Source organism: Erwinia sp. V71 (assembly GCF_965644245.1).
GTDB lineage: Bacteria > Pseudomonadota > Gammaproteobacteria > Enterobacterales > Enterobacteriaceae > Erwinia.
The window spans coordinates 1-22,904 of sequence record NZ_CBFFRK010000072.1; the positions used below are offsets into that span (position 1 = coordinate 1).

The window sequence follows — 22,904 nt, forward strand, 5'->3', positions numbered from 1 at the left end:
ACGGGTTCTTATGCCTTAGTTGTAAGTGTCTACCATGTCCCCGAACAAGTGTTCACTGTGTCCCCGGACCGTACAATAACATGGGGGAGGATCAGGGCGGGGGAGCGGGGGAGCGAGTGACGGAGTACTGAGCCGTTTGTTCCCCCATCCCAGCCTTCCCCCGCGCTGCGGGGGAAGGGGCCGTCGGTGCTACACCTAAATTCTTGCGACCTGCCTGCCCCCAACACGATAATCTTTCAGCCTCCCGGCATACTGCCTGCCAGCCCCCAATCCCCCCGACTGGTTTGTCCTGTTAATTGTAACGACAATGAAATAGTTTTTTAGGTTATTATTAGCCTATTCTCTTATCAATGTTGTTAACCGCTTATGAAATCTGCCTCACAGGGGCTCAGTACCCCACTGGTGGCACTGATGTCGCTGGCGACCGGTCTCGCCGTTGCCTGTAACTACTACGCCCAGCCATTGCTGGAGACCATTGCCCGCCACTTTGACCTCTCCGTGAATCAGGCCGGTTTTATCGTCACTACCGCTCAGCTGGGTTATGCCGCGGGTTTGCTGCTGCTGGTGCCGCTGGGCGATATGCTGGAACGTCGTGCGCTGATTGTGGTGATGAGCCTGCTGGCCGCGGGCGGTATGGTGATCACTGCGCTCTCCAGCAGCCTGGCGATGATGCTGCTGGGCACGGTGTTAACCGGGTTGTTCTCAGTAGTAGCGCAGATTCTGGTGCCACTGGCCGCGACCCTCGCCGCCCCGGAAAAGCGCGGCAAAGTGGTCGGCACGGTGATGAGCGGCCTGCTGCTGGGGATTCTGCTGGCACGTACCGTTGCCGGTGGCCTGGCGCAGCTCGGCGGCTGGCGTACCGTCTACTGGGTAGCCAGCGTGCTGATGGTACTGATGTCACTGGCGCTGTGGCGCTGGCTGCCGCGCTACCGCCAGTCGGTAGCCCTGAATTATCCGCAACTGCTGGCCTCCATTTTTCAGTTATATGCGCAAAACCGCGTGATCCGCACCCGCGCCATTATTGGCTGCCTCTCCTTCGCCAACTTTAGTGTACTGTGGACCTCAATGGCCTTTCTGCTCGCCTCCCCGCCGTATGGTTATTCCGAGGGGGAAATCGGTCTTCTGGGGCTGGCGGGCGCAGCCGGGGCGCTGGCGGCACGTCAGGCAGGCAGCCTGGCGGACAAAGGTAAAGCGCGGCTGACCACCACTTGCGGCCTGCTGTTGATGCTGATTTCCTGGGGCTTTACCGCAGTTGGTGCTCACTCACTTATTGCCCTGATCGCCGGCATTATTTTGCTCGACCTGACAGTTCAGGGCGTCCATATCACTAACCAGAGCGTGATTTACCGCCGGATGCCGGAGGCGCGCAACCGTCTCACTTCCGGCTATATGACCAGCTACTTTATTGGCGGGGCTGCCGGTTCGTTGATCTCAGCCAGCGCCTTTCATCACGCAGGCTGGTACGGTGTCTGTATGGCGGGTGTGGTATTAACGCTGCTTAACCTGTTGAGCTGGTGGCGGGGCTTCCGTCACGAAGAAAGCAGTAATTAGCCTGCAAATAGTAAATTGAGGGATTTTCAATAAGTTCGGGGTATTAAGCTTGCGCACACTCTGGTATTGTTTAGCGTTACTTATTCAGCCAAGTTATTTTTTCGTGCGCAACTAATAAGTTTTGTTTCAACCAGCAGCAATGGATGCCGCGCGCGATTCAGCGCCCAACCGGGTTAGGGAGTGACCTGGAAAAACATTGATGGTGATTTGTGAGTTGGCAATCATTCGCCGCGTTTACTGCGGCTACACTTAATGATGTTACCATCGTTACTATACCAGTTGCAACTAATGAGGTTCTCCCAATATGGAAAGTTCGTTTGCCCCTATTGAACAGATGCTAAATTTTCGCGCCAATCGTCAGAAAGATTTTCCGCTGCAGGAAATTATGCTGACCCGTTTGTGTATGCACATGCAAAGCAAACTGCTGGAAAACCGCAATAAAATGCTGAAAGCTCAGGGGATTAACGAAACTCTGTTTATGGCGCTGATTACTCTCGACGCCCAGGAGAACCAGAGCATCCAGCCATCAGAGCTGAGTGCCGCACTGGGATCATCACGCACCAATGCCACCCGTATTGCCGATGAACTGGAAAAACGTGGCTGGATCGAGCGTCGTGAGAGCGACAATGACCGTCGCTGCCTGTATCTGACCATGACCGAAAAAGGCAACCAGTTCCTGCGCCAGTTGCTGCCACCACAGCATCAGAGCCTGCAGAACCTGTGGTCCTCACTAAGCAGCAGCGAAAAATCTCAGCTGGAAGGCATTACCCGTAAACTGCTGAGCCGTCTCGATCAAATGGATGAAGAGCAACTGGCACCCGCCCTTACCCGCTAATAGCAATAACTGCGACACAATAACGCTCAGAAACCGCTATTTTACCCCTCCATTATTCATGCCAGCGCTTATCACGCTGGCATTTTAGGCTCGGGAGCTTGCGTGCACGGACGTGCGTAACCCCGTAATACGTGAAAAACGTGGAGAACACCATGAGTGAAAATGCGGAGATGCAGGCGCCGCAGTTGCCAAAGGACAAAAAGAAAAAGCGCAAAAATGCGCTAATTTTTTTGGCGATCGTGTTTATCGTGATTGGTATTGCTTATTCGGCGTACTGGTTCCTGGTATTGCGTCACTATCAGGAGACCGACGATGCTTATGTCGCCGGTAACCAGGTACAGGTGATGGCGCAGGTATCGGGCAGCGTCAATAAGGTGTGGTTTGACAACACTGACTATGTCAAACAGGGCGATGTACTGGTAACACTGGATAAAGCCGATGCCGAACAGGCGTTTGAGAAAGCGCAGACCGCGCTGGCGACCAGCGTGCGTGAAACCCACCAGCTGATCATCAATGGCAAACAGTATCAGGCGACGATCGAGTTGCAGAAAACTGCACTGGCGCAGGCCGAAGCGGATCTGAAACGCCGTGAACCGCTGGGCAGTGCCAATTTAATTGGTCGCGAAGATCTGCAGCACGCGCGTGATGCCGTCGCCACGGCGAAAGCGCAGCTGGATGTTGCCGTTCAGCAGTACAACGCCAATCAGGCCATGATCCTCAACACCTCACTGGAAAATCAGCCTGCCGTCAAACAGAGCGCCGCGGCGCTGCGTGACGCCTGGCTGGCATTGCAGCGTACCGAAGTGGTCAGCCCGATTGATGGCTTTGTCTCACGCCGCAGTGTGCAGGTCGGTTCGCAGATTACCTCCTCCACGCCGCTGCTGGCGGTCGTGCCAGCGAAAAACCTGTGGGTGGACGCTAACTTCAAGGAAACCCAGCTTGCCGACGTGCGTATCGGTCAGTCAGCGACGGTGATCAGCGATATCTACGGTGAGAGCGTGGAGTATCACGGCAAAGTAGTCGGCCTGGATATGGGCACCGGCAGCGCCTTCTCGCTGCTGCCTGCGCAGAACGCTACGGGCAACTGGATCAAAGTGGTACAGCGTCTGCCTGTGCGTATCGAACTGGACCCTGAGCAGCTGGAAAAATATCCGCTGCGTATTGGCCTCTCCACACTGGTGAAAGTCGATACCCAGAATAAAGAGGGCAAAGTGCTGGCAGACAGCGTGCGTCAGTCTCCGGCGTATGAGAGTAATGCGCTGGCGCTGGATTTAGCGCCGGTTAATCAGCTGATTAACGACATTATTCGCGCCAATGCGAGCTAATTCGCTACACGTTAACGACACGGGAGGCTGTTATGGCGCAAAAGCCGCTTGAAGGCGCCCAGCTGGTTCTGATGACCATCGCCTTGTCACTGGCGACGTTTATGCAGGTGCTGGACTCCACCATTGCCAACGTGGCGATCCCGACCATTGCCGGTAACCTCGGCGCATCCACCACCCAGGGCACCTGGGTGGTCACCTCGTTTGGTGTGGCGAATGCGATCTCCATTCCAATCACCGGCTGGCTGGCGAAGCGTGTCGGTGAGGTGAAACTGTTCCTGTGGTCGACCATCGCTTTTGTCATCGCGTCATGGCTGTGCGGCATGGCGGACAGCCTCAGCATGCTGATCTTTTTCCGCGTGATTCAGGGCGTGGTCGCCGGTCCTCTGATCCCACTGTCACAGAGCTTGCTGCTGAGTAACTATCCACCCGCGAAGCGCAGCATCGCGCTGTCACTGTGGGCGATGACCATCATTGTCGCGCCGATTCTCGGCCCGATCCTGGGCGGCTGGATCAGCGATAACTATCACTGGGGCTGGATCTTCTTTATCAACGTGCCGATTGGTGCGGTGGTGATGATGCTGACGTTGCAGACGCTGCGCGGCCGTGAAACCAAAACCGAAATCCGGCCGATTGATATGGTCGGTCTGGTGTTACTGGTGGTTGGCGTCGGCAGCCTGCAGATCATGCTGGATCAGGGTAAAGAACTCGACTGGTTTAACTCCACCGAGATTATTGTCCTGACGGTGGTCGCGGTGGTGTCGCTGGTGACACTGCTGGTATGGGAGCTGACGGACGATCATCCGATCGTCGATCTGTCGCTGTTTAAGTCACGCAACTTTACCATTGGCTGCCTGTCGATCAGCCTGGCCTATATGCTCTACTTCGGCTCCATCGTATTGCTGCCGCAGCTGTTGCAGGAGGTGTATGGCTACACCGCCACCTGGGCCGGTCTGGCGTCAGCGCCGGTGGGGATCCTGCCGGTGATCCTGTCGCCGATTATTGGCCGCTTCGCCCATAAACTCGACATGCGTCGTCTGGTGACCTTCAGCTTTGTGATGTATGCAGTGTGCTTCTATTGGCGTGCGTATACCTTCGAACCGGGAATGGATTTCGCTGCATCGGCGTGGCCGCAGTTTATTCAGGGCTTTGCCGTGGCCTGCTTCTTTATGCCGCTGACCACCATTACCCTGTCTGGCTTGCCACCTGAGCGACTGGCAGCAGCGTCGAGTCTGTCGAACTTTACCCGTACGCTGGCCGGTTCGATCGGCACCTCGATTACCACCACCATGTGGGTCAATCGCGAGTCGATGCATCACAGCACCTTCAGTGAGTCGATAACGCCGTACAATATCAATTCCCAGGAGATGTACAGCAAACTGGAGCAACTCGGGATGACCGAGAAACAGGCGTCGGCGTATATCGCTCAGCAGATCACCGACCAGGGGCTGATTATCTCCGCCAATGAGATCTTCTGGATGTCGGCCGGGGTGTTTGTGCTGCTGACGGTGCTGGTGTGGTTTGCCCGTCCGCCGTTTGGTTCCGGCAGTGGCGGCGGCGGTGCACACTGATTGCCCGCGATGGCATAAGCATAGCGACCAATTCTGATGAATAAGCGGCAATGTTTGCCGCTTTTTTTATCCCCTGAAGGCAGGTGCAGCGGCCAGGCGTCACTACACTGATACCAGCGATCCCGAAGCTACCGGCAACGCCAGCGCCCAAGTGAAATGGTGGCGCTGCCAACACCAAGGCAAGCGTTGACCAGAATGCGCCCAGTGTGGAAGCCAACAGCGCTTGCGAGACGACCGCCAGCCGCAGAGCACGGTATTGCCACCAGTACATCCATAAACTGGCAATCAGGGCACGATAGCGGCTGCGGCTCATGGGCGGCATGTCTGGCACGGTGCGCTAGACGATCATCATCACGCCCAATATCAGCCCTGCCGCGACGAACTGCATGGCACGCCATCCGAGGGATTCGGCAACCCAGCCGCCCAGCGCGCGCGACAGCAGGATGCCACTGAGCAGTCCGGTCGTCACACTGCCGATGGCATGGCCTCTTTGTTCATCCGAGGCCAATTGCGCCGCGATAGGCACGAAATCCTGCCCGACGCTGCCGAGCAAGCCCACGGCGATACTGGCAATGACCAGCCATCCGAGTCCGGGAGAGCAACCGGCGGCCACCAGCGCGATCACCAGCAGCACCGCCTTGGCGAGAATCAGCCGGCGACGCGGTAGCACATCACCGAGTGGAGCCAGCAGCAACATGCCCATCGCGTAGCCAATCTGCGTCAGCGTGGGCACCCAGCCGATCTGCTCGGGGCTGGCTCCGAATTCAGTCTGCACCAGCGACAAGCCGGGTTGAAGGTAATAGACATTCGCCACACCCAAGCCGGCGCAAAGGGCCAAAAGCCACACTGCGCCGTTCAGGCGGGACGATATCGAGGAAGCCAATAGAGGCATTTGGACGCTCGCTTGAATCTCAGTGGTCATGACAGGCCACTCCAAGCGACATACTATTGGCGAATCAGAATCGGATATATACTCTATTGATCGCAATAGAGTTGAGTATAATTCGTCAATTAGTACTCTATGAAAACGCCAGATCCTTTCCGCGGCATTAGCGTCTTCATGCAAGTCATACAGGCCGGTAGCTTCACGCTGGCGGCCGAACGGCTGGACATGAGCAAATCGGGCGTCGCCAAAAGCATCGCCCGCCTGGAAGCCGACTTGGAGGTGCGATTGTTCCAGCGCACGACACGGCGCCTGAGCTTGACCGATGAGGGCCGCCAATTCAGCGGTGGCTGTGCGCGGGCAATGGCCGAGTTAGAGAACGTGCAGACGCAGGTGACGACACGACAACAGGAACTGGCTGGACGCTTACGTGTCGATTTGCCCGTGGTTTTTGGTCGGCGCTGGGTACTGCCTGCGCTGCTGGAAATCGCCGCAGCACATCCTGCACTCGAACTGGATGTCACTCTGAGCGATCGCCGAGTCGATCTGGTCGAGGATGGCATTGACTTGGTGATCCGTATCGGGCCACTGCAAGACAGCGCCACGCTGATCGCCAAGCCGCTGGGGGTGAAGCAGGCCGTGCTGGTGGCTCATCCCGACTATCTGGCCCGACATGGTTTGCCGCGAACCCCCGACGATCTGCACACCCATGCCTGCATTACCTTTGGCAGCGGCGGTCAGACGCGGCCTTGGCACTTTCTGGATCGCCACGGCCGTAGTCAGCCGCTTGCCGTCCGTGGTCGGCTGGGCCTGAACCATAGCGAAGCTATCCTGGACGCCGCCCTGGCGGGGCATGGGATCGCGCTGCTGTCGGATTGGCTGGTAGCCGAACATTTGTCCGCAGCACGGTTGATACGGGTTTTGCCCGAGGTAAGTACCCAAGGCTTCCCGATCCATGGGGTTTGGCAGAAGAACCAGCTCCTATCGGCCAAGGTGCGCCATGTCGTAGATTTGCTGGCAAAGCGGTTTGTGCCGAAAGCGCCTTGGCAAGTCTTGCGACAGTAGTAGTGGCCCATACCGCATGACCACTCACCCGCGCGGTTGGTTCAAGCCAAGACATTGGCGTTCGCCGACTGGATCGCGGCGGAGCTTGGTGCGGGGCCGTGGCTGAACCCGAGGTCAGCCAACTGACGGCCCTCTGGATCGCCCAATCTCCCATGACACACCGCCGCCGCGCACTGTCGCGGCGATCTGCTGCCCCAGCCGTTGTTCGATCACTGGCCGCCACGGCACCAGACTGAACCCCATGTCGTCGTCCAGCATCGCGTACCGCCCACTGGCGAGCATGACGCTACGCCGGTAGATGCCGGCCACGCGCTGACCGTCGGCGACGGGCTGATGCTCCAGTCCGGTGTCGGCGGCAATGTCCTTGGCGGCTTGCGTCAGTTCTCGATTGCGCAGCGTGCCCAGCAGGTTCCGGGCGAGGATCACACGCTGTCCCCGCCGCTCGGCCAGCCCTTGCTCGGCGAGGAAGTCGGCGCGCTGTTGCAGGGTGTTCTTGACCTCGCCACCAAAGCCCAGGTCGCCCAGCCCCTTGCCGCCGCCGATCAACTGCTGATCCAGCCAGGTCGCACCGATCACCCGCGCCTGCCGCTCGATCGGCAGGTGCGATTTCAGCTCCACCGCCACGCCGCCCAGCCGCTGCGCGTCGTACTGGCGGCCACGCTCGGCCAGGTCGTCCGGCACCTTCCACAGCCCTTCGGCCACGCACTCCACGATGCCCGCTCGGCGCATGGCTTCGAGCCGGCGGACATGGACCGCGACGACTTCCTGCGGATCGCGGCCAGGCACGACCTGACCTTGCGCGATGGCGAGGTGGTGTTCGGTGCGATACAGACCATCGCTCGCCAGCGCGGCGATATTCTTGTCGGCTGCGCACACGTCGGCTGATCCCTTCACCTCCACCACGGCGCCGGTCGGATAGTTCGCCAACTCGTCGCGGGCATTGAGCGCGACGTAGTGGGCCTTGCCGTCCATGCCATCGATGACCAGATAGCCGCGGTCGTGCAGTTCGTCGGCCAGTCCCTTCGCGGCCACGCGGCCAACGATGGTGCGGCCGCTTCCATCTGCATCCTGGCCTGGCTCGAACACCACCAGGTCGCGCGGCTGACCGCTCATGGCCCGCTGCATGGTACGGATGATGTCGCCACGCTCGCCCAAGGCGCGCAAGGTTTTCTCCGCGTCCGCATGGACGGCCCAGGTGCCGGGCTGCGTCTCGTCGGCCAGGCCCAGGCGCTGCAAGCGTTGCAGGCAGCCGATCAGCAGCAGGCGCTGGCGTTGCAGCCGGGGTTCGTTGAAGCGTTCGATCCGCACCCGGCCATCCTCGCCGGCCTCGCGTTGTAGCGTGCGGTCGAGGCTCGTCCACCGCTCTTGCTCCACCTCGCGCTGCAAGGTCTTCTGGATCTCCAGCTCGGTGCGCGGCCCCAGCCATTCCGTCGCCAGCTCGGAAGCGCGATGGCGGAACCCGTGGGCAATGTAGTCGCCCGCGATGATGAGGTCTTTGCCGTTGTCGTCGCGGCCACGCACGATCAGGTGGGTGTGCGGGTTGTCGGTGTTCCAGTGATCGACCGCCACCCAATCCAGCCGCGTCCCCAGGTCGGCCTCCATGCGGTTCATCAGGTGGCGGGTGTAGGTGCGCAGGTCGTCCAGCTCGGCCCCGTCCTCCGGGGAGACGATGAAGCGGAAATGGTGTCGGTCGGCGGCGGCCCGCTTCTTGAAGGCATCAAGGTCGGCTTCGTCGCGCTCGATGTAGCGCAGGTGCTTGGCGAGCGACTGCGGGCTGGCGTTGCGCTGGTTGACCAGCAAGGTCTTGATGGTCACGCGCCGCGACATAGGCGTTAGCTTCGCCCCAGCAAAGCGCGCCGCCGTGTGGCCGCGCCCGAGCCGCGAGCCGGGGCGCTAGCCTTCCTGCGTGCTCGGCTTGTTGCGTTTCTTGGAGTAGTCCTCCATGAACTTCTTGCACAACGCTTCGACCGTCGGTGCTTTGCGCGCCTCGGCCTTGGCCCCGCCGGGGTCGCCGCCCCGGCGAACCTCGGCCAGCCAGTCCTGCGCCATCACGCGGGCCTGCTCCACGGTCAGTTCGCCGAACAAGCCTAGGGCGGGCTTGCGGCGCTCTCCGGTGTTCGTCCGGTACTGGAGCATGAACACCTTGCGGCCCGCCGGAGTGATCTTGCACAGGAAGCCGGGTACCACGGTATCCCGCAGTTCAACGGCCTGCGCCTGGGGTTGCGCCGCATCCACGGCGGTTTTGGTGAGCTTGATCTTAGCCATGATGACTCCTCGGAAAGACCCGTTTCCAAGAGCCACATGGGGGCCGAGAGGAGGGAAGCCGGGTCAGGTTTCAGAAAGCACCGGCATATGATGGACACGGCTAAGTTATTGATAAACCTGCCGTATCGGGTCTGAGCGCAGTCCAGCGAATTTCGGTGCTGGAGTTATCGTGAAATAAAAAATGCCCTGCACGCGCAATTGCATACCCTCAGCCATGCGGCAATCGCGACCAGTCTGCTGCAGGTTATTCCGGCCGATCTGAGTAAGCTGCTGGCAGCAGTGCTGATTTGCAGCAACCAGGGCAAGGACATTCTCTGGCAGAGCGGCATCACAACAGGCATGGATCTGATTAATCAGCTGATTCAGCAAATTGCAGGGGCAACCACATCGGCGGCATTGCTCACCAGCCTGCCGCCACTGTTGTTAAGGAAGGTGCGATTTAATCATTCAAAGTTCTGTTCATGACTACAATGATTGCCGTTCATCTATCGTTTTCAGTGTTTTGGGCGGTTCTTTGTTCATTTACCATACGATGACAGGACGAAAAAATGGTTCCCATCGAATTAATCGCACCTTCCTTAGCTGGGTGCTGCAGTCATTCCTGCGCGACAACGCACTGCCATTTCATCAACGCTGGCAGGGCCATTTCCCCGACGGCTGTGCCACCAGCAGCAGTGTCCGACAGGGCGATGCCATCGCGCTGATTAATACCCTGATTGATCCGCAGGGAAATATCATTGATTACCAGTTAGCGATCTTACGCCGCCATCTGCCCCAGGCAACATTTCCGGACCACTACTCCCTGCTGCAGCTGTTAAGCGATATGCTGCACATGACCCGCCCGGACACCGTGCCGTTGTATCGCTTTATCCGGCATCATCTGCAAAAGACGCTCACCCGGCCAGCGTTATCGCTGTCCACACTGCGGCAAAACGGTTTTATCGGGCAGCAGGCCAGCGAGATCCAGCATGCATTTATCACCACGTTCAACGATGCCAGCCCACTGCTGCCTCCGGCGCTGCAGCGCTATACGCTGGCAGCCGTGCGCCATTTGCTCTCTTTTGCCCGTTTCCTGCCGCTGCCAGACCCGCTGCTGGCGGCAACGCCGCTGCACAACCTTGCCGCACAGTGGCTGAATCTGGGGGCGATTATCGCGCAGCAATTACGCCTGAAAACAGCAACAGCAGAAGATCTGCTGGCGCTCAGCTGGGCCGCGCAGCATGATGCCGGGCTGCTCTCTCTGCGCGAAACCGGTATTCAGCAGCTGGCGTTATTATCCGGCAACACACCGGCAGCGCCCCCGCGCAATGAAGCGCAGGACGCGCTGGATTTCATTGTCCTCAATTTGCGCACGGCAGCGGAAATACAGCAGCGTCTTTACCACTGCGCCGAAGCCAGTCAGTTGCTCTCGCTCCAGCTGCACGATCTGGTGTATTCGGCGATGAACGCAGAACAGCAGGATCAGTTGCGTTCGCTGGCGGCCAGTGCTCTGTTGAAGCAACGCGATCTGCTGCACATTGCCCTGCAGCAGCTGTCAGTCAGCGATAAACTGCGCCTGTCACAATGGCAGCAGCAGGGCAAACTGGATGCCATCTGGTATCCGGCGAACGATGCAACCCATGCTGAGAGTAAAATCATCGGTTTCGCGTTTGCCGCCGAAAACCAGCCAAAATTATTTCTGCCGGTAGCCGAACCGCTTTATATGCCGCTGATATTCCGCCAGCTGGCCGCTAATGCCGACGAGCATCAGCTTCAGGCACTCTGCTTTGGCCGCACAGCGCCCGGTAATCCTCGCTGGCTGATGATGCCAGCCGTCAGCCTGAACCTCGCCAGCCCTTCGCAGGACGGCGCCCCCCCCATCAGCGACCCGGTCGATATCCTGCATACCCTGATGGAGGCTGAACTGGCCAGCCTGCTGGCCCGGTTAACCGGCGCCGATGGCGAAATACATTTTGAGCGGCAAAAACTGTCGCTGATGGAGTGGCTGGTCCGTCATCTGTTTTTCTTTGACCGCGGCGGTCAGCAGGACTATCGCTTTATCTTTGGTCAGGCACAGCGCATGGCCAGTATCGTGGAACAGAGCCATCTTCAGCATGAACCTAGCCGGGCTGACGCAGAGGGGATCGTTAACCCGTTTAGCCAGTCCATTCGGCGTATCATGGGGGCAACCACGGTCCTGCCTGATCTCGTCAGTCAGCTGACCGAAACCACACCGCTGTATGGTGCAACCGCGATCACCAGCCTGAACACCAACGGTTTCACCGGCTTCTGGTGGGACCCGTTCAGCCAGCTCTGCTATCTGGGCTGGAAGAAAGGCAACAGCCGGACACTCTATGCCAGCACGCCGGAAAGCCGCGATACGCTGTACAAGCTGGCGGATGACAACGCGGCGGCAGAAATCTGGCCGATGCTGGCACGCGCAGACGGATTAAAAGGAGAACTGCAGGCGCTGCTGCTCGGTACGCTCAGCAATGAGCAATTCTTTGCTGACGCGCTACCAATGGCCTGGCACCTGCATGGTGCGCTGGCGGGAGCTTCACCACTGCCGGCTGGGGCTATTCAGCATGCGACACTCTCCGACGTCTGGTTTACCCGCGAGGCGGGCATGCACCATTACTTTTTCTCCCCGTCAGGCTCCGACAGCGCGTTGCCAGTGACGCTGGAAACATTGTCGACGCAGAGTTACCGTCTCCATTTTTCCCCATCTGATGGCAGGAGCATGGCAGATCAGGGCTTCACTCTGGAAACGCGGCCATTCGGCATCCCCGGTCAGCATCACTGGCAGTTTATTCCGGCCACAAGCTGGCAACTGGTTTCCGCCCCACAGGCAGACGAGTTAATCCGCCAGGGCCTGCTATCACCTGAACATTATCTGCAATGGAGAACAGAATCCGGCAACCCTGCCAGCATCAGACCCGACGCCCATGTTCTGCAGCGCAGCGATGGCTGTATGGTATTTACGTTCCACGACGAACATGCGTCACAGACCCATTACCGGTTGCTGGATACGGCGGGAACACTGCAACTCACCACCACACTGCCCGCAGGCTGGTCGCTGCTGACGGCAAAGGAGCTGCAGTTTGTCAGCCGTGAGTTGCAGACCGCCCAGCGTAACCGCCTGACAGCGATCACGACCGCCAGTGCGCTAATCGTGCCACTGCCTTTTCGTTACCCGCAGAGCAGTGAAGCTCAGGATGAGTGGCACAATATCAATATTCATCTGCGGGCAGACGGGCGAAACTTTTTCAATGAAGTCTGGCAACGGGCGCAAATCACCGGGCCTCTTCTGACAGAGGATGAACTGCTGTGGCTGCGCACTGACTGGCGTGCCACCGACTTTTACCAGACTGAAGCATGTGATAGCACACTGAAAAAACTGGCGCAGCAACAGCAGTTGCTGAAAACTATGCTGGACATGCTTAAGCAACAGCACGACCTCCGCGCATTGTCTGAAGAACTGCAGCGCTGGCTGCACCAGCTACTGCATCACAGCCAGCACGGCGCTGCAACTGGTTAACGCCCAGCGGGGCAACCGCTTTCCGGCCAGTGACGCCATATTGCATTTGCATCGTCAGCATTTCGCACAAAATTATTTCTTCAGCCATTACAACCTGCAACTTCACGCCACCGCCGATCTGTTTATGCAGCCTCTGCAATGCATTGCCGACGACAGTGCCTTCACACGCATGCGGCACAGCTGGCAGCCAGCGCTGAATCAGTTGCATCTGCTGGCAGGTTCACTGCCGCAGGAGGCACGGCTGCTGGACCGTTTGCTCGCGCTACCGGACAGACTGTGGCTGGCGAGCGAAATGCAGCAGCGCGCCCAACAGTGGCAACAGATTTGCCAGCCGCAGCTCAGTTACTGGCGCACACCCCGGCGAGCCGAAAATATCACACTGCTGCGCCCGATGACGTCGTCACAGGAACTGACATTTATTCCTCAGCATCATCAGTGGCCGGTACGCTTACTGCTCTCCGCCGGCAGAGGACGCCCCGTTGAGCAACAGATGCCCGCATGGCAGCTCAGTCCGGAGCAGCAGGAAGATCTGTTGCTGCTCGCGCCAGAGCCGCCGCAGAAGCCAGACGCGCCACCGCGCCTGGCCGGGATTAACGCACATCCGCGCACCGCACACGGCTTTGTCGCCTGGGCAAAACTGCGGCTTTCCACCCCCTGGGCACTGGCGGAATTTTCTGGTCCCGCGTTTCTGGCACGCCTGCAACTGCGGATGCAGTCAGTCATCGCCGGGGAAAGCGCCAGCTGGACACAGGAAGAGCGGGATTTCTATCAGGCGACGGACAGCGAGGCATTCCTGCTGGAGAATGACACCTCACAGCTCGATAAGCATCGCTATGCGGCATTTTTCCGGCAGTTGTTTAACAGTGACCTGCTGGTTACCCGTCTGGTGATGAGTGATGTGGAGATGCTGTTTGCTTTGCTGTGTGAGCGCTTTATCGAACAGCATCCGAAGCGCGCCACGGAAGATATCTCACGCGCCTGGTTTCTGTTTCTGCATAGTGCGGAGTCGGCGGTTATGGGTGACGACATGCAGTCGTTGTACCTGATTGGCATCTGACAGGCATCACCCGAACAAGCCGACAGCCCGAAAAAAACAATGCCAGTCACCTTACAGTGACTGGCATTGCGGTCAGGGTCGGCTGCAGTCAGCCTCGCCTGCTGGCTCAGATTCAGCTTAGCTGTTCTGACGCCACCATTCCGCCAGCAACACACCGGTTGCGACGGAAACGTTGAGGCTTTCCACCTTACCGGTGCCGCCAATCGAGACGCTCAGATCGCCCTGCTGCCAGGTGCTGTCTGACAGACCATCTCGTTCCTGACCCAGCACCAGCACGGTTTTAGCCGGCAGCTTCACTTTGGTCAGTGGAGTACCTTTATGGCTGGAAGTGGTGACAATGGTATAACCCGCTTTGCGGAACGCATCCAGGCCAGCGGCAAAGCTTTCGCCACTGATGGCCTGCACATGCTCTGCACCGCCTTCTGCGGTACGCACCGCTGCACCGGACTCCAGCAATGAAGCATCATCCACCAGCAAGCCTTTCACGCCAAAGTGCGCACAGCTGCGCATAATTGCGCCGAGGTTGTGCGGGTTACCCACATCTTCCAGCGCCAGGATGCAATCCTGCTCAGCCGCCTGCGCCAGCCAGCTGTCGACCGGCATGCCGGAACGTTTTTTGATCAGGAAACACACGCCGCCATGATGCTCAGTACCAGAGGCTTTTGCCAGCTCAGCTTCATCCACCACATGATAGGCTTTGCGGTTCGCTGCCATCCAGCGCAGCGCTTCGCGGAAACGTGGCGTCACTTCCTGCACAAACCAGGCGCGTACAATACATTCAGGACGGCTCTGGAACAGAGCCTGGCAGGCATTCTCGCCATACACACGCGTCTCTTCCATACGCTGACGACGCAGCTGCTCTGGGTCGATATAACTTTTGCCGCTGATCCCGCCGTGATCAGGTTTATTCTCTTCGGTTGCTGCCGGGGCACGGGAAACCGTACGCCATGGCGAACTGCTGTCGCGCCCGCCGCGTGGCTTATCATCAGCATTTCGTGAAGGACGACGATTGCCATCCTGACGAGGAGCCGGACGGCCACCTTTGCCGGTACGTGGGTTGCCCGCACGCTTATCACTCTTCTCGTCATCACCGCGGACATACATCACTTTGACTTTGCCGCTTTTACCTTTAAATTCGTCGTTCATTTTTCCTCCACCTGGCTGAGCGCGAAGCGCGCAGATTACCTGATGTCATCACGCTAAGCTATCAACTTCCACTAAAAGCTATTAACTATTATATCCATTGGGTATTCCACATTGTTGATCTGAAAACTCCGACTGATAATCATTCTCTGAAAAATGTGCCGGGCGGTAAGTGAACGCTCACCAATAACTCAGGTTCCGAGGTGAACAATGAATACGATTTGTGCATCCTGTCAGGCGACGAATCGCGTTCCGGAAGATCGTATTGCTGACAATGCAAAATGCGGTCGTTGCGGCAGTGCGCTGTTTGATGGCGAAGTGATCAATGCCACAGCAGAGACTTTTGATAAATATCTGCAGGATGAGCTGCCCGTCGTGGTCGACTTCTGGGCTCCCTGGTGCGGTCCCTGCGTCAACTTCGCGCCGATTTATAAAGATGTGGCGGAAGAACGCAATGGTCAGATCCGCTTTATTAAGGTGAATACTGAAGCAGAACCGGAACTCAGCGCCCGCTTCCGCATCCGCAGTATTCCAACCATTATGCTGTTTAAACAGGGCCAGATGGTCGACCTGCTGAGCGGTGCAATGCCTAAAGCGCCGTTCTCAGAATGGCTGGATGAGTCGCTGTAGTCATACTGACCACCTCTCACAGGCACGCAAAATTGCCTGATATCAGGGAAAACATCCCGATGGCTCCGGAGCGGCTTGCCCGCACAGGACCGCGGGATGGTCGTCCCGGGTATCTCGATCAGGCAGACGACTTCCGCAACAATTTCCGCTAAAATGGCGTTTTCCTTTTACTCGCCTGTTATGACCGACAACGCCGTACTTCGTCTGCGCGCCGAGCGCCTTGCCCATGCCACGCGTCCGTTCCTCGCCCGTGGTAATCGCACTCTTCGTTGCCAGCGCTGCCTGCTGCCGCAAAAACTCTGCCTGTGCGCCACCCTCGCACCGCAAAACGCACGCAGCCGTTTCCTGCTGGTGATGTTTGATACCGAACCGATGAAACCCAGCAACACTGGCCGCCTGATTGCCGATATTCTGCCTGATACCCAGGCGTATGGCTGGTCACGGACAGAACCCGATCCCGCGCTGCTGGCGGCGGTGCAGAACCCGGATGTGCAGCCAATGGTGGTCTTCCCGCAATCCTATGCCGATCCGGGCCGTCCGGTACTCAACACACCGCCGCAAAGCGGGAAACCGCCGCTGTTTATTATGCTCGACGGCACCTGGACCGAAGCACGCAAAATGTTCCGCAAAAGCCCGTGGCTCGATGCTCTGCCGGTGATGTCACTGACGCTGACCACCGCGTCAAATTACACCCTGCGTGAAGCACATGGCGCCGGACAGCACTGTACTGCGGAAGTCGCCGCCGAGCTGCTGGCACAGGCGGGCGACCATGCCGCAGCTCAGGCGTTGGGGCAACATTTCAGCCTGTTCCGCCAGCGTTATCTGGCAGGAAAACCGCATCATCCAATCCACCTCACGACACAAACGGTGGAAAGCGTTTAAAATCAGGCTAATCACTTTTCTTCTGGAGCAGGAAAATGAGTCAACGTGGCCTGGAAGCACTGTTACGCCCTAAGTCAATTGCGGTCATCGGCGCATCGGTAAAACCGCAACGCGCCGGTTATCTGATGATGCGCAATCTGCTGGATGGTAACTTCCCGGGTCCGATACTGCCGGTCACGCCAAAATATAAAGCGGTCTGTGGCGTACTGGCCTGGCCCGATATCGCCAGCCTGCCGCTGGCACCAGACCTGGCGGTTATCTGCACGAACGCCAGTCGTAACCTCAGCCTGCTGCAGCAGCTGGGGGAACGCGGCTGCAAAGCCTGCATCATTCTCTCCGCCCCGGAAAACCAGCTGGAAGCACTGAAAACCTGCGCCAGTCAGTGGCAGATTCGCCTGCTGGGCCCCAACAGCCTCGGCCTGCTCGCGCCGTGGCAGGGGCTGAATGCCAGCTTCTCTCCAGTCCCGATTGAAAAGGGCAAACTGGCGTTTATCTCACAGTCGGCAGCGGTATCGAACACCATTCTCGACTGGGCGCAACAACGTCAGCTGGGTTTCTCATGGTTTATTGCCCTCGGTGACAGCCTCGATATTGATGCGGATGACCTGCTCGATTTTCTGGCGCGTGACGGCAAAACCAGCGCTATCCTGCTGTATCTGGAACGTCTGAGTGACGCCCGCCGCTTTGTCTCCGCCGCCCGCAGCGCCTCACGCAATAAACCCATCGTGGTGATTAAAAGCGGACGCAGCCTGCAGGCGCAGAACCTGCTCAACAGCCACCCCGGCCTCGATGCCGCCTGGGATGCCGCGATCCAGCGCGCCGGTTTGCTGCGGGTACAGGATACCCATGAGCTGTTTTCCGCCGTGGAGACCCTCAGCCATATGCGCCCGCTGCGCGGTGAACGGCTGATGATTATCAGCAACGGGGCCGCCCCTGCCGCGCTGGCGCTGGATACGCTGGTTGCGCGTAACGGCAAACTGGCCACACTCAGTGACAGCACCCTCGCCGCGCTGCGCGAGGCATTGCCGGTTAACGTCACCCCGGGCAATCCGCTTGATCTGAAAGATGACGCCAGCCCGGAACACTATCTCAATGCCGTACGCCTGCTGCTGGACAGCCATGATGCTGATGCGCTGATGATTGTCCATGCCCCCAGCGCCGTCGCACCCGCCACCATTACGGCACAACGGCTGATTGATACCATTAACCAGCACCCGCGCGGGCACAATGTAACGATCCTGACCAACTGGTGTGGCGAACATTCATCACTGGACGCGCGACGCGCCTTTAGCGATGCAGGTATCCCGACCTACCGCACACCGGAAGGCACCATCACCGCCTTTATGCATATGGTGGAGTACCGGCGTAACCAGAAGCAGTTGCGCGAAACCCCGGCGTTGCCCGCCAGCCTGCAACAGGATACCGCCCATGCGCACCAGCTGATCCAGCAGGCATTAAGCCACGGCCCGGTCACGCTCGATACCCATGAAGTACAGGCGATTTTGCAGGCTTACGGTCTCAACACCCTGCCGACCTGGATTGCCAGTGACAGCGTAGAAGCCGTGCATATTGCCGAACAGATTGGCTATCCGGTAGCGCTGAAACTGCGCTCGCCGGACATCCCGCATAAATCCGAAGTCCAGGGGGTGATGCTGTATCTGCGCACGGCAAGCGAAGTCCAGCAGGCGGCAAATGCGATTATTGACCGCGTGAAACTGGCCTGGCCGCAGGCGAACATCCACGGTCTGCTGGTGCAAAGTATGGCCAATCGTGCTGGCGCGCAGGAGCTGCGCATTGTGGTGGAACAGGACCCGCTGTTCGGCCCAATCATTATGCTCGGCGAAGGCGGCATCGAGTGGCATGCCGACCGTCAGGCTGTCGTGGCACTGCCGCCATTAAATATGACACTGGCGCGCTATCTGGTTATTCAGGCGATAAAAAGCGGAAAAATCCGTGGCCGCAGCGCTTTGCGCCCGCTGGATATCGCCGGTCTCAGCCAGTTGCTGGTGCAGGTATCGAACCTGATTGTTGACTGCCCGGATATCGGGCGGCTGGATATCCATCCGCTGCTGGCGGCAGGAGATGAATTTACCCTGCTGGACGTTACTATGGAGCTGACGCCATTTAGCGGTGATGCCGAAGCACGGCTGGCGATCCGCCCTTATCCCCATACGCTGGAAGAGCAGGTTGAACTGAAGGATGGTCAGCGCTGCCTGTTCCGGCCAATCCTGCCGGAGGATGAACCTCTGCTGCAACGCTTTATCGCGCAGGTGACCAAAGAAGATCTTTACTATCGTTACTTCAGTGAAATCAATGAATTCACCCATGACGATCTCGCCAATATGACGCAGATCGACTACGACCGCGAAATGGCGATTGTCGCGGTGCGCCAGCAACAGGGGGAAGAAGAGATCATTGGCGTCACACGGGCGATTTCCGATGCCGACAATATCGATGCCGAGTTCTCGGTGCTGGTGCGTTCCGATCTGAAAGGGCTCGGGCTGGGCCGCCGCCTGCTGGAAAAAATGATCGTCTATACCCGCGATCATGGCCTGCAGCAACTGAACGGTATCACCATGCCTGGCAATCGCGGCATGATTACCCTCGCACGCAAGCTGGGCTTTACCGTCGATATTCAGCTGGAAGATGGCATTGTCAGTTTAGTTTTACCCCTGCGCTAAACATGTCGGGAAAGGTAAAATTAACGCCTTCTGTCTCAGTTGATGTTAATATTGTTGGTTACAGTCATGATTTAATGGCAAAAGGCCATTCAATGAAACAGAGAAGAAGCGCACTGTGATGTTGTCCAAATTTAAGCGCAATAAGCACCAACAACACCTTGCACAACTGCCAAAGCTGTCTCAGTCAGTTGCTGATGTGACAACGCTGTTTGCTCCGGCTGATTTTCGCCAAACCTTACTGGAAAAAATCGCCAGTGCGACCCAGTGCATCTCAATTGTGGCACTCTATCTGGAAAATGATGATGGCGGCCGCGCTATTCTTTCAGCCCTGTATGCCGCGAAACGTGCGCGCCCAGAGCTGGAAATTAACGTGCTGGTCGACTGGCATCGCGCCCAGCGTGGCCGTATTGGCGCAGCCGCAGCGGCGACCAACGCCGACTGGTATTGCGCCATGGCGGAACAGAATCCTGATGTTTCCATTCCGGTATATGGTATCCCGGTCAATACCCGTGAAGCACTGGGTGTACTGCATCTGAAAGGCTTTATCTTCGATGATACCGTGCTCTACAGCGGCGCCAGCCTTAATGATGTCTACCTGCACCAGCACGATAAATACCGTTATGACCGTTACCAGCTGATTCGTAATGCAACGCTGGCGAACACCATGCAGGCGTGGATTGATAACCATCTGAAAACCGCAGAAGCAGTTAACCGCCTGGATCGCCACGAACGGCCAAAAAGCCCGGAAATTAAGAATGAAACCCGCCAGTTCCGCCAGGAGCTGCGAGGGTTTGACTATCAGTTCAGCGGCGATGCCGGTAATGAACAACTGGCCGTCACACCGCTGGTCGGTCTTGGCCGCCGCAGCCTGCTGAATAAAACCATCCACCATCTGATGCCGAGCGCCGAGCGTAAGCTGACGCTGTGCACGCCGTACTTCAACCTGCCTGCACTGCTGGTGCGCAATATTATTTATCTGCTGCGCCAGGGCAAAGAGGTGGAAATTATTATTGGTGATAAGACGGCCAACGACTTCTATATCCCGGAAGATCAGCCGTTTAAGATTATCGGTGCCCTGCCTTATCTGTATGAGATCAACCTGCGCCGCTTCCTTAGCCGTTTGCAATACTATGTCAGCAGCGGCCAGCTGACCGTGAGACTGTGGAAGGATCGCGACAACAGCTATCACCTGAAAGGGATTTGGGTCGATGATGAGTGGATGCTGATCACCGGTAATAACCTGAATCCGCGCGCCTGGCGGCTGGATCTGGAAAATGGTGTACTGATTCACGATCCATTGCAGCAGCTGACGGAACAGCGTGAGCGGGAGCTGGAACTCATCCGCGCCCACACCACCGTCGTACAGCACTTCCGTGAACTGGACAGCATCGCCGATTACCCGGTGAAAGTCCGTAAGCTGATTCGCCGCTTACGCCGTATCCGCATTGACAGGCTGATTAGCCGTATCCTGTGATTCTCTCTGTTCAGCCTCGCGTTTAGCGGGGCTTTTTTATGGGATAAGCGATGATGAAATACCTGCTTTTAGGCGTGATCTTCTGTTCGGGCTGCAGTCATATAGCGCAGGATGACTGGACCGGTCAGGATAAAGCACAGCATTTTATCGCTTCCGCGATGCTATCAGCAGCAGGTAACGAGTATGGACGCAAACAACACTGGAGCGATACGCGCAGCAACAGTTTTGGTCTGATGTTCGCGATCAGTCTCGGTGCCGCGAAAGAGCTGTATGACAGCCGCGCAGCAGGTAGCGGCTGGAGCTGGAAAGATTTTACCTGGGATGTAGCCGGTGCTGCCACCGGCTATGCATTATGGAATATCGGACAGTAGTCAGAGCCTGAGACCCTTCCCTTTACGATGCAGTAGCAGGGAGACGGCAAACGCCACCGCGCCCATCGCCGACACATACCAGAAGAAACTGGTTTCGCTACCGGCCGCTTTCAGTGACAGCGCCACATACTCCGCAGAACCACCAAAAATCGCATTGGCCACCGCATAAGAGAGGCCAACACCCAGTGCGCGCACTTCCGGTGGGAACATCTCCGCTTTCAGAATACCGCTAATCGAGGTGTAGAAACTGGTGATTAACAGGGCACACATTACCAGCGCAAACGCCAGCCATGAACTGCTCACGTTCTGCAGCAGCGTCAGGATCGGCACTGTCAGCAGAGTCGCCAGCCCGCCAAAGATCAGCATCGAACTGCGACGGCCAATTTTATCGGACAACGCGCCAATAAACGGCTGCACCAGCATAAAGACAAACAGTGCACCGGTCATAATCGCACTGGCGGTACGTGCATCCATCCCGGACGTATTCACCAGGTATTTCTGCATATAAGTGGTGAAGGTGTAGAAGCTCAGCGAGCCGCCGGCGGTAAAACCCAGCACCATAATAAAGGCTTTACGGTGTTTCCACAGACCACGCAGGCTGCCAGCATCGCGATGGGAACGGGTTTTATCATCGGTGGTTTCATCCAGTGAACGGCGCAGATATAACGCCACGACCGCCAGTACCGCGCCCAGCGCAAAAGGAATGCGCCAGCCCCAGGCGTGCAGTTCTTCATCGGTGAGAATCTGCTGCAGGATAACGACCGTCAGCAATGCCAGCAACTGACCGCCAATCAGCGTCACATACTGGAATGAAGCATAGAAGCCTTTACGGCCTTCCACCGCCACCTCACTCATATAGGTTGCGCTGGTGCCATATTCACCACCCACTGACAGCCCCTGGAACAAACGCGCCAGCAGTAATAGCACAGGTGCCCAGATGCCAATAGTGGCATAGCCCGGCAGGCAGGCAATCACCATAGAACCAAAACACATCATGCAGACGGAAATCAGCATTGAGGTTTTGCGGCCATGTTTATCGCCAATATAGCCAAATAACCAGCCGCCAATCGGTCGCATCAGGAAGCCAGCGGCAAATACCCCGGCAGTCTGTACCAGCTGAGTCGTGGTGTTCCCTGTCGGGAAGAAGATATGAGCAAAATAGATTGAGCAGAAGGAATAGACATAAAAATCAAACCATTCCACAAGGTTGCCCGATGACGCGCCGACGATAGCCCAGATGCGCTTTTTAGTGTCCAGCGCTGCTTCGCTGTGTTGTTCTTGTTGTTGATTGATCAAATCGGCCATTGAATGTCCTCTTCTCCTTGCTGTAAGCACAGCGCCAAAGAAATCAGTAATAACATCCAATCGATTCTTAAAGCAAATTTTTGACCTTTTGTAAGTAATTTTATTAATGAGATCAAAAAGTAAGGGCATTTTCAGACGACATAATTGTATGGAAAAAGACCGCAATAACGACAGAAAATATAAGAAAAACAGGATGGTTGCGGTATAAGTGATGGTGTTAATTCAGCCTGAAGTGGTCTTTTTTGTGCTGGTAAGGCAATTTTAATACCATGAGGCCTTTGTTGCTTTCTGCTTTGCGGGGAAGGGCTGAGGATCTGCATCACAATAGACGGCTTCCCCTGACCGGCAGGGA

19 protein-coding genes are annotated in these 22,904 nt (G+C 57.4%); 13 read left to right on the top strand and 6 right to left on the bottom strand.

The annotated features are described in order from the left end of the window. Positions 1-366: 366 nt before the first annotated feature. The 4 genes from ACSZO1_RS14710 to emrB all read left to right on the top strand — a co-directional run bounded on the left by ACSZO1_RS14710 (position 367) and on the right by emrB (position 5,279). On the top strand, positions 367-1,551 hold the full coding sequence (locus tag ACSZO1_RS14710) for an MFS transporter (protein ID WP_437613814.1): 1,185 nt from the start codon (positions 367-369) through the stop codon (positions 1,549-1,551). 304 nt (positions 1,552-1,855) lie between these two features. Further along, positions 1,856-2,386: a transcriptional repressor MprA gene (gene mprA, locus ACSZO1_RS14715; protein WP_437613816.1), complete on the top strand. Its 531-nt coding sequence runs from the start codon at positions 1,856-1,858 to the stop codon at positions 2,384-2,386. A gap of 152 nt (positions 2,387-2,538) precedes the next feature. Then, positions 2,539-3,711, top strand: coding sequence for a multidrug efflux MFS transporter periplasmic adaptor subunit EmrA (emrA, locus tag ACSZO1_RS14720; RefSeq protein WP_437613818.1), 1,173 nt, complete (start codon positions 2,539-2,541; stop codon positions 3,709-3,711). Between the two features lie 32 nt (positions 3,712-3,743). Next, positions 3,744-5,279 carry a multidrug efflux MFS transporter permease subunit EmrB gene (gene emrB / locus ACSZO1_RS14725; RefSeq protein WP_437613820.1) on the top strand — a complete coding sequence of 512 codons (1,536 nt, stop codon included), beginning with the start codon at positions 3,744-3,746 and terminating at the stop codon, positions 5,277-5,279. A gap of 337 nt (positions 5,280-5,616) precedes the next feature. On the opposite strand, the gene ACSZO1_RS14730 is transcribed toward emrB, so the two are convergent. After that, entirely contained in the window at positions 5,617-6,201 is a 585-nt protein-coding gene (locus ACSZO1_RS14730; RefSeq protein WP_437613822.1) for an MFS transporter, read from the bottom strand. Between the two features lie 99 nt (positions 6,202-6,300). Here ACSZO1_RS14730 and ACSZO1_RS14735 point away from each other — a divergent pair, with 99 nt between their 5' ends. Next, positions 6,301-7,227 (top strand): LysR family transcriptional regulator, encoded by a 927-nt coding sequence (locus ACSZO1_RS14735; protein ID WP_437613824.1) that lies wholly within the window; start codon positions 6,301-6,303, stop codon positions 7,225-7,227. A gap of 114 nt (positions 7,228-7,341) precedes the next feature. On the opposite strand, the gene ACSZO1_RS14740 is transcribed toward ACSZO1_RS14735, so the two are convergent. Then, positions 7,342-9,054: a DUF3363 domain-containing protein gene (locus ACSZO1_RS14740; protein WP_437613826.1), complete on the bottom strand. Its 1,713-nt coding sequence runs from the start codon at positions 9,052-9,054 to the stop codon at positions 7,342-7,344. 66 nt (positions 9,055-9,120) lie between these two features. Then, entirely contained in the window at positions 9,121-9,492 is a 372-nt protein-coding gene (locus tag ACSZO1_RS14745) for an Arm DNA-binding domain-containing protein (RefSeq protein ID WP_437613828.1), read from the bottom strand. Between the two features lie 198 nt (positions 9,493-9,690). On the opposite strand from ACSZO1_RS14745, the gene ACSZO1_RS14750 reads away from it, so the two are divergent. The 3 genes from ACSZO1_RS14750 (at position 9,691) to ACSZO1_RS14760 (ending at position 14,066) form a co-directional block, all read left to right on the top strand. Continuing rightward, the gene (locus tag ACSZO1_RS14750; RefSeq protein ID WP_437613830.1) at positions 9,691-9,957 is read left to right on the top strand and encodes a hypothetical protein; all 267 of its coding nucleotides are present in this window, start codon (positions 9,691-9,693) and stop codon (positions 9,955-9,957) included. Between the two features lie 67 nt (positions 9,958-10,024). Beyond that, entirely contained in the window at positions 10,025-13,009 is a 2,985-nt protein-coding gene (locus ACSZO1_RS14755; protein ID WP_437613832.1) for a hypothetical protein, read from the top strand. 40 nt (positions 13,010-13,049) lie between these two features. Further along, complete coding sequence (locus ACSZO1_RS14760) at positions 13,050-14,066, top strand: hypothetical protein (RefSeq protein ID WP_437613834.1); 1,017 nt, start codon at positions 13,050-13,052, stop codon at positions 14,064-14,066. A 117-nt stretch (positions 14,067-14,183) separates the two neighbouring features. On the opposite strand, the gene ACSZO1_RS14765 is transcribed toward ACSZO1_RS14760, so the two are convergent. Beyond that, complete coding sequence (locus ACSZO1_RS14765; RefSeq protein ID WP_437613835.1) at positions 14,184-15,212, bottom strand: tRNA/rRNA methyltransferase; 1,029 nt, start codon at positions 15,210-15,212, stop codon at positions 14,184-14,186. 207 nt (positions 15,213-15,419) lie between these two features. Here ACSZO1_RS14765 and trxC point away from each other — a divergent pair, with 207 nt between their 5' ends. The 5 genes from trxC (at position 15,420) to ACSZO1_RS14790 (ending at position 21,247) form a co-directional block, all read left to right on the top strand. Continuing rightward, positions 15,420-15,839, top strand: a complete 420-nt coding sequence (gene trxC / locus ACSZO1_RS14770) for a thioredoxin TrxC (protein WP_437613837.1) — start codon at positions 15,420-15,422, stop codon at positions 15,837-15,839. A 180-nt stretch (positions 15,840-16,019) separates the two neighbouring features. Beyond that, the gene (locus ACSZO1_RS14775) at positions 16,020-16,721 is read left to right on the top strand and encodes a tRNA-uridine aminocarboxypropyltransferase (protein WP_437613849.1); all 702 of its coding nucleotides are present in this window, start codon (positions 16,020-16,022) and stop codon (positions 16,719-16,721) included. A 35-nt stretch (positions 16,722-16,756) separates the two neighbouring features. Next, positions 16,757-19,402 carry a bifunctional acetate--CoA ligase family protein/GNAT family N-acetyltransferase gene (locus ACSZO1_RS14780; RefSeq protein ID WP_437613839.1) on the top strand — a complete coding sequence of 882 codons (2,646 nt, stop codon included), beginning with the start codon at positions 16,757-16,759 and terminating at the stop codon, positions 19,400-19,402. A gap of 118 nt (positions 19,403-19,520) precedes the next feature. Further along, the gene (gene pssA, locus ACSZO1_RS14785) at positions 19,521-20,876 is read left to right on the top strand and encodes a CDP-diacylglycerol--serine O-phosphatidyltransferase (RefSeq protein ID WP_437613841.1); all 1,356 of its coding nucleotides are present in this window, start codon (positions 19,521-19,523) and stop codon (positions 20,874-20,876) included. Positions 20,877-20,926: 50 nt separating this feature from the next. Further along, positions 20,927-21,247 (top strand): YfiM family lipoprotein, encoded by a 321-nt coding sequence (locus ACSZO1_RS14790; protein ID WP_437613843.1) that lies wholly within the window; start codon positions 20,927-20,929, stop codon positions 21,245-21,247. Here the strand turns inward: ACSZO1_RS14790 and ACSZO1_RS14795 are convergent, their stop codons facing one another. Both ACSZO1_RS14795 and ACSZO1_RS14800 read right to left on the bottom strand, forming a co-directional pair. Beyond that, positions 21,248-22,552: an MFS transporter gene (locus ACSZO1_RS14795; protein ID WP_437613845.1), complete on the bottom strand. Its 1,305-nt coding sequence runs from the start codon at positions 22,550-22,552 to the stop codon at positions 21,248-21,250. A 131-nt stretch (positions 22,553-22,683) separates the two neighbouring features. Next, positions 22,684-22,904: hypothetical protein (locus tag ACSZO1_RS14800; RefSeq protein ID WP_437613847.1), on the bottom strand; the 221-nt coding region annotated here is incomplete at its 5' end.